This window comes from Roseburia amylophila, assembly GCF_025567465.1.
GTDB lineage: Bacteria > Bacillota > Clostridia > Lachnospirales > Lachnospiraceae > Roseburia_C > Roseburia_C amylophila.
The window spans coordinates 91,689-106,584 of record NZ_JAOQKI010000009.1; the positions used below are offsets into that span (position 1 = coordinate 91,689).

Below are 14,896 nucleotides of genomic sequence, written 5' to 3' on the forward strand. Positions count from 1 at the left end.
TTTCCTACTCCTTATTCCAGTTCAAAAGTTCCTTTCTTAATTCACTTAAGAGCTGATTCTCCGGTACTTTACGGTCTATCTGACCATGCTTTATAATTAGTCCTTCTCCCACACCGCCGGCAATTCCGATATCGGCTTCCTTTGCTTCTCCCGGTCCGTTGACTACACAGCCCATAACAGCAACCTTGATGTCTAAAGGAATGTCCGCTACCATATTCTCTACCTGATTTGCCAGTTCGATTAAGTTGATTCTTGTTCTTCCACAGGTCGGACAGGATACTACCTCAATACCACCTTTACGAAGCCCTAAAGTTCTTAAAATCAGTTTTGCTGATTTGATTTCTTCTAACGGATCTCCGGTTAATGAAACACGAATGGTATCTCCAATCCCCTGATTTAAAATCAGTCCCAGTCCAATGGAGGATTTAATATTTCCGCTGATAATCGTTCCTGCCTCTGTAATTCCCACATGCAGGGGATGATCGGTTTGCTCAGCAATCAGTTCATGGGCTTTTACACACATCATAACATCTGAAGATTTGATACTGATAACGAGATTGTCATATCCCATATCTTCAATAAGATGCACTTTATCCAAAGCACTTTCTACAATGCCTTCTGCGGTAACACCATGATATTTTTCTACTAAATCCTTTTCCAGTGAACCGCTGTTGACTCCCACACGGATTGGAATATTTCTTTCCTTTGCTACGTCTACCATAGCCTGCACACGCTCTTTGCTTCCGATGTTGCCCGGATTGATTCTGATTTTATCTGCTCCATGCTCCATGGCAGCAATAGCCAGCCGGTAATCAAAATGAATATCTGCAACCAGTGGTATTGCTATCTGCTTCTTAATCTCAGTCAATGCTTCTGCGGCTTCCATTGTCGGCACCGCACAGCGGATGATATCACAGCCTGCCGCTGCCAGACGGTTAATCTGCTCTACGGTTGCTTTTACATCCTCTGTCTTTGTATTGGTCATTGACTGTATCAGGATTGGATTTTTTCCACCGATGATACGGTCTCCTATTTTTACCACTTTCGTATCTTTTCGTTCCATGATTGCTTTTCCTCCTGTGCAGGATTATTTAAAATAATTTTCGAATATCATTAAACATAACAAGCACCATCAATGCCAGAAGCAGCATCAGTCCGACAAAATGAACCATGCCCTCTTTGTCCGGATCCACCCGTTTCTTTCTGACGGCTTCTATAATCAGAAATACCAGTCTTCCTCCGTCTAATGCCGGTAATGGAAGCAGGTTCATAATTCCAAGATTGGCAGTCAGCATTATGGAATAATTAATTAATGTCAATACCACCGATAGCGTTCCAGCTGACTTGCTCTCGTCATAAGTATCACCAATATTCTTTACAATACCTACCGGTCCCGAAAGTTCATTGACACTGACTCTTCCGGTCACTAACATCTTCAAGCTGTCCATGGTAACTTCTATCCAGTATTTCACTTCATATATGCTATATTTTATAGTCTCAAAAATATTACCCCGCTCACGCATGGTATTTCCATAGATTCCAAAGAGATTTCTTCCTGCTTCTTCATTATATTTCGGGCTGATGGTACAGGTATATTCCTCTCCATCTCTTTCATAGGTCACTTCCAGATTCTCATTGGAATGAAATAGCGTGTAAACACTTACTTCACGATAAATATGAATGTTCTTTCCATTGATTTCTTTAATGATATCTCCAGCCTGAAGTCCTGCTTCCTCTGCCGGATATCCTTCCATAACACCTTTTACCTCCGGCCGGTCAAATCCGGCTGTCCCGATAACAATCAGTGCCAGAAGGAATGCCAGAATAAAGTTAAAAACCGGTCCTGCCGCTACAACTGCTATTCTCGCCCATACGGACTTGCTGTTAAAGGAGCCTTCACTTTCCGACTCTCCGTCTTCGCCTTCCATCATACATGCTCCACCAAAAGGCAGCAGTTTTATGGAATATTTTGTCTCTCCCTTTGTAATTCCAAATAGCGTTGGTCCAAGTCCCAGACAAAATTCATTTACTTTGATTTTATTTTTCTTTGCCAGCAAAAAATGTCCCAGTTCATGAAAAATAATAATAAAACTGAACATTAAGATTGCAATGATTATTTTCAATCTACCACCTGCTCTCTATATACTCATACGCGGCCTGCTCTGTTGCAAGGATTTCTTCTACGGACGGACTGGCAATATAGGTACACTGCTCCATACACGCCTGTGCGATTTCCGGAATCTCTAAGAAACGAATCTTTCCGTCTAAGAACATTGCTACCGCTCTCTCATTTGCTGCATTAAAAGCAGTCGGAATGTTACCGCCCTTTCTGCAGGCTTCATAAGCCAGCTTCAATCCATAAAAAGTCTCCATATCCGGCTCTTCCAATGTAATTGCCTTCATTTTCCAGAAATCCAGCCGGTCTCCACTTAAGTGTAACCGGTTCGGATAATACAGGGCATACTGGATTGGAAGCCGCATATCTGCTGTTCCAAGCTGTGCAATGACTGCACCGTCTTCATACTCTACCATAGAATGTATGATACTCTGTGGTTGTACTACAACCTGAATCTGGTCTGCATTTACATCAAACAGCCATTTTGCTTCAATGACTTCAAGTCCTTTATTTATCATGGTTGCGGAATCAATAGTGATTTTACGTCCCATGCTCCAGTTCGGATGCTTCAATGCATCTTCCACTTTTACCTGTTCTAATTCCGCCCGCTTCTTTCCACGGAATGGTCCGCCGGAAGCTGTCAAAAGTATTTTTGCAATTTTATTGTCTCCGGCTCCCTGCAGAGACTGAAAGATTGCACTGTGTTCACTGTCCACTGGAAGGATTTTCACATTACATTCCTTTGCCAGCGGCATAATAATATGTCCTGCGGTAACTAAAGTCTCCTTATTAGCTAGTGCAATGTCCTTTCCTGCTTTCATAGCGGCTATGGTCGGACGGATACCAAGCATACCTACAATGGCAGTTACAAGAATCTCTGCTTTCTCTTCCGTTGCTACTTCTAAAAGTCCTTCCATCCCGGAAGCCACCTTTACCTTCAAATCTGCAACCCTTGTCCGAAGCTCAATCGCGTCCTCTTCTGCCCATACAGCAACCAAAGCCGGATGAAACTCCCGGATCTGTTCTTCTAATTTTGCAATATTATGTCCTGCCGCAAGTGCAGTTACTTCAATATCTCCATGTTCTCTTACAACAGAAAGTGTCTGGGTTCCAATGGAACCAGTGGAACCTAAAATTGCAATCTTCTTCATGCTTCCTCCTACTTGCCAATCAGATATAATGCAAGATAATAAATAATTGGCGCTGTAAATATTACACTGTCAAAACGATCTAAGATTCCACCATGGCCAGGAATCAGTCTGCCATAATCTTTAATGTCATAATTACGTTTGATTGCAGATGCAGTCAGGTCTCCAATCATAGATATGATTGCCCCAATCGCACAAATCATGCAAAGCATAATGATATCACGGTTGGTGCTTCCCATAGAGCCCTGGAAAACAAAGCAATAAATCAGGGTTAATAATGCTGCTCCCACTACTCCGCCAACAGCTCCTTCCCAGGATTTCTTCGGAGAAAGCACCGGTGCCATCTTGTGTTTTCCAATCAGCACACCCACACAGTATGCACAGGTATCGCAGCCCCAGGAGCATAAGAAAATTAACCATACAATATAAGCTCCACCCGGTAGCATTCTGGTCTGATATACATAAGAAAGCATCACCGATACATAAAATACACCAAAAAATGCTGCTAACATCTGCTCGGTATGATATTTCGGATAAGAAAATACATATACAAACATCAGCACTACCAAAAGTGCGATGACAAATAACAGCATATCCGGAATAAACTGAAATTTCAGATTGCAATAATATACAATCGTTGCCAGTCCGCCGACGACACCGGCACAGCTTTTTTCAATTTTAAACACACGATACAGTTCATATAATCCAATCAAAGAAATAATTCCGGTTACTGCCAGCAGCAAATCATTTCCGGTAATAATGAATACCAGTGCCAGAATTACCAGCACGATTCCACTTAATAATCTTGTCTTAAACATATTACTCCTCCTCTATCTTTCCATATCTCCGGTCTCTTCCGCTGTAATCCTCTACTGCTTTACGCAGTTCTTCCGGTGTAAAGTCCGGCCATGGAACCTCTGTAAAATATAACTCACTATAAGCAAACTGCCACAGCAAGAAGTTGGAAAGCCGCTGTTCTCCACTGGTGCGGATCATAAGATCAGGATCCGGGATATCTTTCGTATCAAGATAGGATGCATATTTCTCTTCGGTAATCTCCTCTGCCGAAATACCATCCTGCCACATTTTCTTCATTCCACGGATCATTTCATCTCTTGCTCCATAATTAATGGCAATCTGTAAATTCAGTCCCGTATTATGGGCAGATTCTCTTTCCAATACAGCAATCTGCTGCTGGAATTTATCATCCAGCCGGCTGGTATCTCCGATTACACGGACTCTCATATTATTCTTGTCCGCTGTCTTTATACAGTTCTTAAGATAACTGCTCAAAAGCTTCATCAAAGCATCTACTTCATTCTGTGGACGGTTCCAGTTCTCTGTGGAAAATGCATACATGGTTACATATTCTATGCCCAGATCATGCGCTGCTTTACAGATAACTTCAACATTCTTTGCCCCCATGGTATGTCCATAGTTTCTTGGCATTCCTCTTTTCTTTGCCCAGCGTCCGTTTCCATCCAGAATAATTGCAACATGTTTTGGAATCTTCATCTTTGTTCTCCTTTTTACAGATGTTTACAACATAAAAGGGGACACGGCAATCGCGCTATGTCCCCATATGTGTCGTACATGGATAAGATTATACCGTAAGGATTTCCTTTGTCTTTTCCTCTACTGCACCATCAATTTTTGCAATATATTTATCCGTAATTTTCTGAGTATCGTTTTCTAATTCTTTTAATTCATCCTCAGATACTTCATTTGCTTTGTTCTGTTTCTTGAATGCATCATTGGCATCCCTTCTGATATTACGGATTGCCACCTTGGCATTCTCACCTTTTTTCTTAATATCCTTTGCCAGTTCTTTACGTCTTTCCTCGGTAAGCTCCGGGAATACAAGACGGATTACTTTACCATCGTTGGTTGGATTTAAGCCTAAATCAGATGTTAAAATTGCTTTTTCAATCTCTTTTACAAGGGATGCTTCCCAAGGCTGGATCTGAATCATTCTTGGCTCCGGAACATTGATATTTGCAACCTGCTGTAACGGGGTCGGTGTTCCATAATAATCTACAGTAATTCTGTCTAAGATATGCGGATTCGCTCTTCCTGCCCGGATAGTTGCATATTCTTCCACAAGATTCTCGTATGATTTCTGCATTTTCTCTTCATATGGGTTTAATCTGCTATCCATAAATAATCTCCTTTATTATACAGTCACTTTCGTGCCGTTAAATTTTCCGCTCATTGCATTTACAATGCTGTCCGGCTCATTTAATCCGAATACATACATTGGCATTTTATTTTCCATACACATAATAGATGCGGTTAAATCTACTACTGCAAGCTTCTTATCAATCACTTCCTGAATGGATACCTCATCATATTTCTTTGCTGCCGGATTTACCTTCGGGTCACTGTCATAGACACCGTCAATGGCTTTTGCCAGGAAAATGCCCTCTGCATCCATTTCAATGGCACGGAGTACAATTCCGGTATCTGTTGAAAAATAAGGATGTCCTGTTCCACCTGCAAAAAATACTACCATTCCTTTTTCAAAATATTTACTGGCACGGTCTTTTGAGAAAAGTTTGGTCATGCTTCCACACTCAAACGGAGTCAGAATCTGTGTCATCATTCCAACAGAACGGAAGATTTCAGATACATAAATACAGTTCATAATCGTTGCAAGCATACCAATCTGGTCTGCTTTGGTACGGTCGATAGTCTCGCTGGAACGTCCTCTCCAGAAATTACCGCCACCAATTACGATTCCAACCTGGCATCCGCCATCTACAATCTGTTTTACCTGGCGGGCAACTTCTGTTACGGTCGGCTCATCAAAACCTGTTTTCTTTTCTCCTGCAAGTGCTTCTCCGCTTAATTTTAAAAATACTCTCTTCATTATTTATTCTCTCCAAAAAGACTTTCCACATCAATATCAGCATAGCACTGGGAACAGAAACCTTCGATAACTGCACCATTGTTAATCTGAACAGAACGGGATTTGATGTTACCCATAACAACTGCAGAAGTATCTACAACTACAGGTCCCTGAACATCGATATCGCCCTTGATTGCTCCTGCGATAACTGCAGAGCTTGCTGTAATATTTCCAATAATGACAGAACCAAGTCCGATTTTAACAGTTCCGGTGCTTACTACTTCACCTTCTACTTTTGCAGCATCAGCGAAGAATTCAGCAGAATTGCTGTTTCCATTGATAGTTCCGGTAACAACCAGCTTGCCATTACACTGAACATCACCATTAATATTTCCACGGATATCTAAAGAACCAGTAGATGCCATATTACCGGTAATGGATGTTCCTTCTGTGATTACAGATACTTCATCTGAAACTTCATCTGATGTCTGAACCGGAGCAAAATGTGCCGGAGTTGCCGGCTGTACCGGTGTTACTGTCTCTTCTGGCATTGTCATGGTTTCATTTGCTGTTGTCTCACTCATTTTACTTTCCTCCTGAATATGTAAATCTTCTTTTTCTTCTACAGCTGGTGTCTCTACTTTTGTTTCTGTTTCCTGTGCCGGTGCTTCCTTCTCTACCGGAGCATTGGCATCCTTGGTAACCTTTTCTAAAAGTCCGTCCAATTTGGATAATTCAGACTCCACATCCAGTTCATCTTCCAATGTATTGACTACTACATCGTTATCCTGCTCTGCTGCTTCTGTTGTGTCTTCACCCGGTACCAGTTCGTTCACTGCCTGCGATAAATCCTCTTTAAAATCTTTAAAAAAGCTCATTCTTAAAAACCTCCATTTTTTCTATTGAACACTGTCTGCACTAATATGCTGTATTACAGTTGTATCCTCAGTAATCGGAAGTAACTCTACTCCCTGTGCCTGTAGTGCCTCAATCATCGGACCTAAGGCTTCCACCGTTGTCTCCTTCGTATTTGCATCATGAAGTAACACAACCGATGTTTTATATTTTACCACATCCTCTAACACATTATCTACCAGCTCGTCCGCTGTATATGCCTGTGATGTAGCATCACCACTGGTTACATTCCAGTCAAAATAAGTAACATCCTGATCATTCAGATATTTTATAAACTCTTTCATATCTGTATTACTGACCTGATTGCTGCTTCCACCCGGGAAACGATAATAATGGCAATCCTCTCCCGTTATATCATAAAGATAATTTTGTATTTTGGTAAAATCATCCTCAAAATTTTCAAGCGAATCGTAAATCACACTGTATTTATGGGAATAAGAATGCATTCCCAGTGTGTGCCCCTCATTTACAATTCTTTTATACATCTCCTGGGACTCTTCATCTTCTTTTCCTACAACAAAAAATGTTGCTTTCACATTATACTGCGCCAATGTATCAAGAATAGCTGCCGTATTGGAACTTGGTCCATCATCAAAGGTAAGATATACTTTAAGCTGATCTCCCGGCTGTGCCTTGTTGCTTTCATCCTCTGCCACCAATGACTGGACAATCGAACTGTCTGCATTCTGATCCTGATATTCTGTGTCTGTCTGTAATTCCGTTCCAGTAGACATTTCTCCTTTCGACTGGTTCTCGTCCTGCTGTACCTGTCCGGAAACAATACCGCTTGATACCAGCCTGTCTATCTGGTTCTGTAAAGAAATTACCCGGCACAACAATACCACGCACAAAATAATCGATATCAGCATCCAAACGAAGATAGATGTTATAATCCCCATCTTCATGCAATTAATGCGTTTTCGCCTTTCCCGCTGTTCCTTTAACCCCTTCGTGGTCTTCTCTTCCATGTAGTGACCTCCCGGTCATAAAATCTCTTTTCTATTGTAACACACTTTAACAAAATATCACTATAAAAAATAATTTTAATTGAATTACTTCTTGAGATTTTTCTTTCTTTTGTCAGAAAATTCCCCTGCAGAAATCACTCTACAGGGGAATTTTATATACTTTTACAATTTGTGCTAAGCTTTTACTTAGTTTCCTGCTATCTGAGCAGCAACTTCTGCAGCAAAGTCTTCATTTTTCTTCTCCAAACCTTCACCTGTTTCGAAACGTACAAACTTCTTAACAGATACAGGAGCACCAGCTTCTTTGGAAACCTGCTCTAAGTATTTTCCAACTGTCTGTTTTCCATCTTCTGCTTTTACATATACCTGATCTACTAAGCAGATTTCTTTTAACTCTTTGCTGATACGTCCTTCAATCATTCCATGGATAACCTTTTCCGGTTTCTGGGACTCTTTCGGATCATTCATAATCTGAGCTAAGAGAATTTCTTTCTCATGTGCGATGTAATCTGCACTTACTTCATCTCTGGAAACATATTTTGGATTTAAAGCTGCAATCTGCATTGCAATGTTGGTTAATGCTTCTTTTACTGCATCATTTACAACAGTTGTGTCAGCATCAACGATAACACCGATTCTTCCGCCGCCATGGATATAAGATACTACACAACCATTCTCAGCTACAACCTTTTCGAATCTACGAATCTTTAAGTTCTCTCCGATAACTGCAACTTTCTCTACTAATGCATCTTTTACTGTCTTGCTTTCATCTGCATTCCATTTTTCTTCCATGAATGCATCCATGTCTGCTGCATCAGAGTTTACTGCCTGTGTTGCAACAGCCTCTACAAACTCACGGAATGTATCATTTTTAGCAACGAAGTCTGTTTCAGAGTTAACTTCAACAACTGCTGCTGTCTTATCATCTTTTACTACAACAGTACAAAGACCTTCTGCTGCGATTCTTCCAGCTTTCTTCTCAGCTTTTGCCTGTCCGTTTTTTCTTAAATATTCAACAGCCTCATCCATGTTGCCGTCTGTTTCACCTAATGCTTTTTTACAATCCATCATTCCTGCGCCGGTTAATTCACGCAGTTCTTTTACCATTGCTGCTGTAATAGCCATCTTCATTTTCCTCCATTTATTTTTTCTAAAGGTAAGGACAGGCAATTACTGTCTGTCCTGTTTTATACACACGTTGCGTGTTTCTTATCGTTTAAAATACTGTTCTTATGCCTCTACAGCTTCTTCTGCATCCTCTGCAACTTCAGTGTCAACATCAACAGTTCCCTGATTTGCTTCGATAACAGCATCTGCCATTTTAGAAACGATTAATTTAACGGCTCTGATTGCATCATCGTTACCAGGAATTACATAATCTAACTCTTCCGGGTCACAGTTTGTATCTGCGATACCAATAAGTGGAATTCCTAAGGAATGAGCTTCCTGAACGCAGATTCTTTCTTTCTTAGGATCTACGATAAAGATAGCATCTGGAATCTTCTTCATTTCTTTAATTCCGCCTAAGTTCTTCTGCAATTTATCTAATTCTTTCTTTAATTTGATAACTTCTTTCTTAGGAAGAACATCAAATGTTCCATCCTCTTCCATAGTTTCGATTGCTTTTAATCTTGCAATACGGCTCTGGATTGTCTTGAAGTTAGTAAGCATACCACCTAACCATCTCTCGTTTACATAGAACATGTTACAACGCTCTGCTTCTGTTTTGATTGCATCCTGAGCCTGTTTCTTTGTTCCTACGAAAAGAATAGTACCACCATCAGCAGCGATATCTGCCATAGCCTTGTAAGCCTCATCAACTTTACCTACAGATTTCTGCAGGTCGATGATGTATATACCATTTCTCTCTGTGTAGATGTATGGAGCCATTTTAGGATTCCATCTTCTGGTCTGATGTCCAAAATGAACACCTGCTTCTAATAACTGTTTCATTGAAATAACGCTCATTGTTTTTCCTCCATTTGGTTATTCTTCCATATACTTCTTATTATCAGACAACCTTGCGGCACCAATCTGACAATCGGTATATGTGTAAATTTATCGCAACGCATGGATTATATCATACTCAGCCATGCTATGCAACCTTTTTTTAATGATGAATCGTTTTATCCGTAAGTATTCCGGCAATTTCTTCATAGCCAGCCCCTTCCGGAATCGTTACGGTTCCGGGCAGGACAAAATTGGCATAATTATTATCTACCATATATTTATTAAATGCTTCTGCATTGTCCACAAGACCTTCTTCCTGCAGACGCTGCGAAACCGCATTAGAAGAATCTCCTACTTCTACGGTAAATTCCTTCTGTACCATATTGGTTCCATCCTGTGACGGTGGTACGGCATCCGCTCCATCTGTTCCTACATCCTGCGATATCTCCCCTGAATCAGTTGTTCCCGGCTGCATATCTGTCTGTTCTGTATTAAAACCGCCTTCCGTGCTCTTTGGAATCTCATCTTCTGTTTCTGTAGCTTTTGGTATGGTGTCCTTTCCGGTATCTTCCATTACCATTCCAAGTTCTTTTGCCCTTGCAATGATTTCATCATCTGAAAGGTCATTTTTCTTCATTGCAAATGATATGGATAAGATAATCGTGCTTATCAGAATACCAATTCCCAAGCCTCTCAGATAATACTTAAACTTCACTTGTATCTACTCCTTTATACAATCCTACAACCAGTCTCACTTCACCCTGTCCAAGGCCCAGTTCCTTTGCTATCTCTACATACGATTTTCCCTGACTGTATAAGGCAAGGATTTTTTCGTTATGATTAGTCTGCTCCGGCTGTTCTTCCATCTCTCCGGTTGCCGCTTCTGCTTCTGTCTCCACCGGTTCCTCTGTGGCTTTTACTTCTTCTGTTTCTTTAACTACAGACTCTTTCGCCTCTTCTAAGCTCTCACCGATTTCGGCTGACATCTCGCCAATTTGTCCTGCAAGCTTTGTCAGTTCTGTGTGCTTGTCATTTAGCATGCTGTATAAAAACATAATCTCATTATGGGTCTGATTCATCTTTTCCATAACGGTATCCGAATATTCACCGATTGCCAGCATTTTTTCATTGGTCTCTTTATCCAGTGCCCGCTCCACCTTATCTGTGGAATCTTCAATTGCATGGTCAATCTGGTCTTCTATCGCAGCTTCTGCATCTTTCAATTTGTTTTCCAGTATTTTTTTTATCTCATTCTGACTCAGTTCCGCAATACGGTCTAATTCTGCACCGGATAGCTTTTCTGTTACCATAAAGCTTCCTATCATCATAACCAGACCAGCCAGAATCAGGATGATTTCCACGCCTGTCATCTGTCAGATACACTCCTTTTTATATTTTAACATCAAAGCCTCCAATTGCACCTTTGATAACCACACGGTCTTCTTTCTGTTTCTTTTTCCGTTGTTCCTGCCGCTGGTACTGACCCTTTCCCTCTTCCTTTGCATCAAAACGATGTTCTTCCATCTGGGAATCATCTTTCCTGGTCACCTGCTCTGATTGGCGGTATTCTTCTCTTTGCACCTCTATCTGGATGTTCTGCTGATCTACCATTGGTTTCATATCCTGATGTTGTTTCAGTGTTCCGACATCCTGCGTTCTTTGAATGACTCCATTCATATCTACCGGACGAATCGACATATCCATGCACCTCCAGCCTGTCTCAACCATACTTCATTACATGTTTGAGATTTTTACTTCACCCTCGTCCTTATAAAGCTGGCAGAAACTTCTGTCATCCTTTACAATAAGGCTTACATCGGTAATATTTACAATTACTCCCGCATACAGTGTCTTTGATACTTTCACCCTTGCATTGCTACTGCCATTTAATATACTCTGCAGCCTTTCGTATTCATGCTCTAATGGTGTACGCTGAGCTTCCTTCTCCTTAAAAGCACGCATAAGCTGTTCAATATACTGGATTTTTCCCTGATCCAGTTTTTCTTTATTCTTAAGCTTCTCTCCATAGGTAGTAAGAATCGTCCGAATCTGTTCAATGGTCTTATTCAGCTGAAGCAGTTCTTCCTGCACTTTCACATAACGTTCTTTCTTTTCCGGATCCACACCAACTTCAATACGTGTTCCTGCTCCAAGGCTGGAACCAATGGTCTGGGCTTCTACCAGACTGCCCGCCCGGATAACACCACCTGTTATGAATCCGTTCTTACCACTTACGCGAACCTCTGTTGCTGCTGATACCTTACTATGTAAAATAGAATCTGTTTCAACATAACCTCCGGAAATGATGGTTGCATTTTCAATAAACTTGCAGATAACATTTCCCTGTGCCCGAAGTATTCCTTTGGTCATTCCATGAATTCCACGTTTTACAATAATCTGACCACCCGCCTGTATCAGTGCATCTTCTACCACGCCTTCTACTACTATATCACCTTTTGCAATAATTGAAAAACCACCCTTTACATTACCTCTTACGGTAACGTTTCCCGGATAATCAATATTACCGGTGGAATTATCCACGTCTGCCGGGACTTCATAGACATCTGATACAAATACCTTACCATTTACCAGACTTGCATGTCCGGTTACTTCAGAGTACAGTTCTGTTTTGTCTTCCGATACCCGGATATTATTTCCATATTCTAACTGAAGGGAGCGTACCTGTTTTGGTTTAATTTCCCTTCCCTGTACATCATATCCTTTGATTCCACGATCTTCCGGAAATAATTTTGCCAGAAGGTCGCCTTCTTTGATATAGCTGATTACATTCAGTTCACGGTAATCTACCGAACCATCTTCATTCTTCTTCGGCTTTAAATCAACATCTGTATTAAAATAATATTCAATTCTGGCATCCTGACCATCTACCGGTTTTTTTCCTTTTGCCAGCACAAAATCGGTACAGTATGCCCTATCCTGGAAAAATTTCAAAATTTCATCCTGATCAACCCCTGCTTTGACACCTTTTGCAGTTAAATCCCTTAAGATTTCCTGCACATTCATATTCGTGCCGCCTGCAGCCGGATAAAATCTGCATACCGCCTCCATGGCATCTGCTGATACTGTTACGGACATCTCTTCATTTATCTGAATCGGATAAATATCTCCGACCATAATCTCTGTCATCTCATTGCTGTTAATTGCTGCAACCAGTTCCTTCAAATTATAATCCGGGCAGCCATGCCTTTCCAGATACTCTGTCAGTTCACCAATTTCAATAACATTTCCTTCCAGAGCTGCCGGGAAAAGCTTAATATAAGTTGCATGTTCCTTTATCACAAATTGAAAATAAGCATTTGCCTGTCCCATAGCTTCCCTCCTTTTAACTTTCTTCAACCAATATATCCATATAACTTCCCATTTTCTTTTTCATCTTTGCCAGAGCTCTGGTATGAAGCTGGGATATTCTTGATTCAGATACTTCAAGAATACTGCTGATTTCCTTCAAAGTAAGTTCTTCATAATAATAAAGTTCAATTACCCTGCGCTCCTTTTCCGTCAAGGTCTCAAGGCTTTGTGCCAAAACTTCTTTCAGTTCGCTTTCTGCCACCACATCTTCCGGTTGTGCAAAATGGGAATTTTTTGTCGCATCCATCGCAGGCTCTGTTCCCTGCTCCACAAACTCATTTAAAGAAACAACATTGGTAACTTTTAACTGGGACTGCCAGTTCAGGTATTCATCCTCTGATACCCCAAGTTCGCTTGCAATCTCTTCATCCAATGCCGTCTTTCCTGTCTTCATTTCTATATTTTTTATTGCTTCGTCAATCTTTTTCTGTTTTTGGCGAACAGCCCTCGGTATCCAGTCCATTTTACGAATCTGGTCTAATATTGCCCCACGGATTCGAAGGCTTGCATATGTCTCAAATTTAACATCCTTGCTTCGGTCAAATTTATCAATTGCATCAATCAGTCCAAAGATTCCATAGCTGACCAAATCTTCATATTCTACATTATATCCAAGATACATACTCAATCTGCCCGCTACTAATTTAACTAACGGAGCATATTCTATGATAATCTGTTCCCGTATTTCAGATACTGGATTTTTCTGATAGCTTTCCCACAGTTTTTCTCTGTCCACTGTTTTCATACCATAGCCTCCGGTTTCTTATAATTACTCTTCTTTCGCTCTTTTCTCTTCCTCTTTTTCTGACTTTTCTGATGTATCTTCTTTTTTCTCATCAGCAGACTCTTCTGCATCACCATCTGCTTTTTCTTCTGTACTGCTTTCTTCATCCTTTGCAGCTTTAAAATTCTTTTCCAAGATATAAGCTGCAATGCCCCCAAGCAGATAGAATATAATCAGTACCAGCAATAATGTTTTTGTAAAGGCAAGCAATTCCATTTTCTGAAAAATTGCCACAATACAGGTAATAAATCCTGCGGTCAACATTACGATTGCAGGAATCGGTTTTGTCTTCATCTTTACATCCTCAATCTAAATAATTTTCAATTCTTTTCCAACAGACTTAATATAGAATTCTCCGGTATCGCAATGCAATTCTACGGTACGTCCATAATTCAGCCCGGTATCCTCTGCCAGAAGCGGAATACCAAGCTCCTTCAGTTTCTGTCTGGAAGCTTCTGCATTTCTTGCTCCAATATTTCCCACTTCAGAGTTACCACTTACCTCGAACATTCTGGCTCCGCCTGCAATCTTTGCTACAAGCCTGCTCTTTGCCGCCCCTGCTTCTGTCATCCGGCGAACCAGCTCTACAATTCCTGTATCTGCGAATTTCGCTATATTCGAATTATTTTTCATCTTTGTACTGTCTGGCAGCATAATATGTGCAAGTCCGCCAATCTTTGTAACCGGGTCTAGCAATGCTATTCCTATACAGGAACCCAGTCCTAATGTGGTAATTGTATCCGGAGCCTTGCAAATATTTAAGTCTGCCATACCAACTTTTATTACTTCACCCATTGA

Annotated in this window: 17 protein-coding genes and 1 pseudogene; all 18 read right to left on the reverse strand. The window is 40.8% G+C overall.

The annotated features are described in order from the left end of the window. Positions 1-4 precede the first annotated feature (4 nt). The gene (ispG, locus tag OCV43_RS07610; protein ID WP_262623784.1) at positions 5-1,063 is read right to left on the reverse strand and encodes a flavodoxin-dependent (E)-4-hydroxy-3-methylbut-2-enyl-diphosphate synthase; all 1,059 of its coding nucleotides are present in this window, start codon (positions 1,061-1,063) and stop codon (positions 5-7) included. A 28-nt stretch (positions 1,064-1,091) separates the two neighbouring features. After that, the gene (gene rseP / locus OCV43_RS07615) at positions 1,092-2,123 is read right to left on the reverse strand and encodes an RIP metalloprotease RseP (RefSeq protein WP_227709780.1); all 1,032 of its coding nucleotides are present in this window, start codon (positions 2,121-2,123) and stop codon (positions 1,092-1,094) included. Position 2,124: 1 nt separating this feature from the next. Beyond that, positions 2,125-3,267 carry a 1-deoxy-D-xylulose-5-phosphate reductoisomerase gene (dxr, locus tag OCV43_RS07620; protein WP_022243271.1) on the reverse strand — a complete coding sequence of 381 codons (1,143 nt, stop codon included), beginning with the start codon at positions 3,265-3,267 and terminating at the stop codon, positions 2,125-2,127. Positions 3,268-3,275: 8 nt separating this feature from the next. Beyond that, positions 3,276-4,082 carry a phosphatidate cytidylyltransferase gene (locus OCV43_RS07625; RefSeq protein ID WP_262623785.1) on the reverse strand — a complete coding sequence of 269 codons (807 nt, stop codon included), beginning with the start codon at positions 4,080-4,082 and terminating at the stop codon, positions 3,276-3,278. 1 nt (position 4,083) lies between these two features. Further along, positions 4,084-4,785, reverse strand: a pseudogene (locus OCV43_RS07630) (isoprenyl transferase); the annotation flags it as partial. Positions 4,786-4,867: 82 nt separating this feature from the next. Beyond that, positions 4,868-5,422: a ribosome recycling factor gene (gene frr / locus OCV43_RS07635; protein WP_022243274.1), complete on the reverse strand. Its 555-nt coding sequence runs from the start codon at positions 5,420-5,422 to the stop codon at positions 4,868-4,870. Positions 5,423-5,437: 15 nt separating this feature from the next. Then, the gene (gene pyrH, locus OCV43_RS07640; RefSeq protein WP_262623786.1) at positions 5,438-6,133 is read right to left on the reverse strand and encodes a UMP kinase; all 696 of its coding nucleotides are present in this window, start codon (positions 6,131-6,133) and stop codon (positions 5,438-5,440) included. Continuing rightward, positions 6,133-6,990: a polymer-forming cytoskeletal protein gene (locus OCV43_RS07645; RefSeq protein ID WP_262623787.1), complete on the reverse strand. Its 858-nt coding sequence runs from the start codon at positions 6,988-6,990 to the stop codon at positions 6,133-6,135. The genes pyrH and OCV43_RS07645 overlap by 1 nt, the downstream gene beginning before the upstream one ends. Before the next feature lie 21 nt (positions 6,991-7,011). Next, the gene (locus OCV43_RS07650; protein ID WP_022243277.1) at positions 7,012-7,995 is read right to left on the reverse strand and encodes a polysaccharide deacetylase family protein; all 984 of its coding nucleotides are present in this window, start codon (positions 7,993-7,995) and stop codon (positions 7,012-7,014) included. 186 nt (positions 7,996-8,181) lie between these two features. Further along, complete coding sequence (gene tsf, locus OCV43_RS07655; protein WP_262623788.1) at positions 8,182-9,120, reverse strand: translation elongation factor Ts; 939 nt, start codon at positions 9,118-9,120, stop codon at positions 8,182-8,184. A 105-nt stretch (positions 9,121-9,225) separates the two neighbouring features. Then, entirely contained in the window at positions 9,226-9,963 is a 738-nt protein-coding gene (gene rpsB, locus OCV43_RS07660) for a 30S ribosomal protein S2 (RefSeq protein ID WP_262623789.1), read from the reverse strand. A 142-nt stretch (positions 9,964-10,105) separates the two neighbouring features. Further along, positions 10,106-10,660: an endolytic transglycosylase MltG gene (locus OCV43_RS07665; RefSeq protein WP_262623790.1), complete on the reverse strand. Its 555-nt coding sequence runs from the start codon at positions 10,658-10,660 to the stop codon at positions 10,106-10,108. Further along, positions 10,650-11,315, reverse strand: coding sequence for a DUF6115 domain-containing protein (locus OCV43_RS07670; protein WP_117841157.1), 666 nt, complete (start codon positions 11,313-11,315; stop codon positions 10,650-10,652). Before OCV43_RS07670 ends, OCV43_RS07665 begins: the two co-directional genes overlap by 11 nt. Before the next feature lie 19 nt (positions 11,316-11,334). Then, a complete protein-coding gene (locus tag OCV43_RS07675) occupies positions 11,335-11,649 on the reverse strand; it encodes a hypothetical protein (RefSeq protein ID WP_262623791.1) in 315 nt (104 codons plus the stop codon). A 30-nt stretch (positions 11,650-11,679) separates the two neighbouring features. Beyond that, complete coding sequence (locus tag OCV43_RS07680) at positions 11,680-13,275, reverse strand: FapA family protein (RefSeq protein WP_227700923.1); 1,596 nt, start codon at positions 13,273-13,275, stop codon at positions 11,680-11,682. Between the two features lie 13 nt (positions 13,276-13,288). Further along, on the reverse strand, positions 13,289-14,059 hold the full coding sequence (locus tag OCV43_RS07685) for a FliA/WhiG family RNA polymerase sigma factor (protein WP_022243284.1): 771 nt from the start codon (positions 14,057-14,059) through the stop codon (positions 13,289-13,291). 24 nt (positions 14,060-14,083) lie between these two features. Further along, positions 14,084-14,392 carry a hypothetical protein gene (locus OCV43_RS07690; protein WP_117699038.1) on the reverse strand — a complete coding sequence of 103 codons (309 nt, stop codon included), beginning with the start codon at positions 14,390-14,392 and terminating at the stop codon, positions 14,084-14,086. Positions 14,393-14,407: 15 nt separating this feature from the next. Then, positions 14,408-14,893 carry a chemotaxis protein CheD gene (locus OCV43_RS07695; protein ID WP_022243286.1) on the reverse strand — a complete coding sequence of 162 codons (486 nt, stop codon included), beginning with the start codon at positions 14,891-14,893 and terminating at the stop codon, positions 14,408-14,410. Positions 14,894-14,896: the final 3 nt, after the last annotated feature.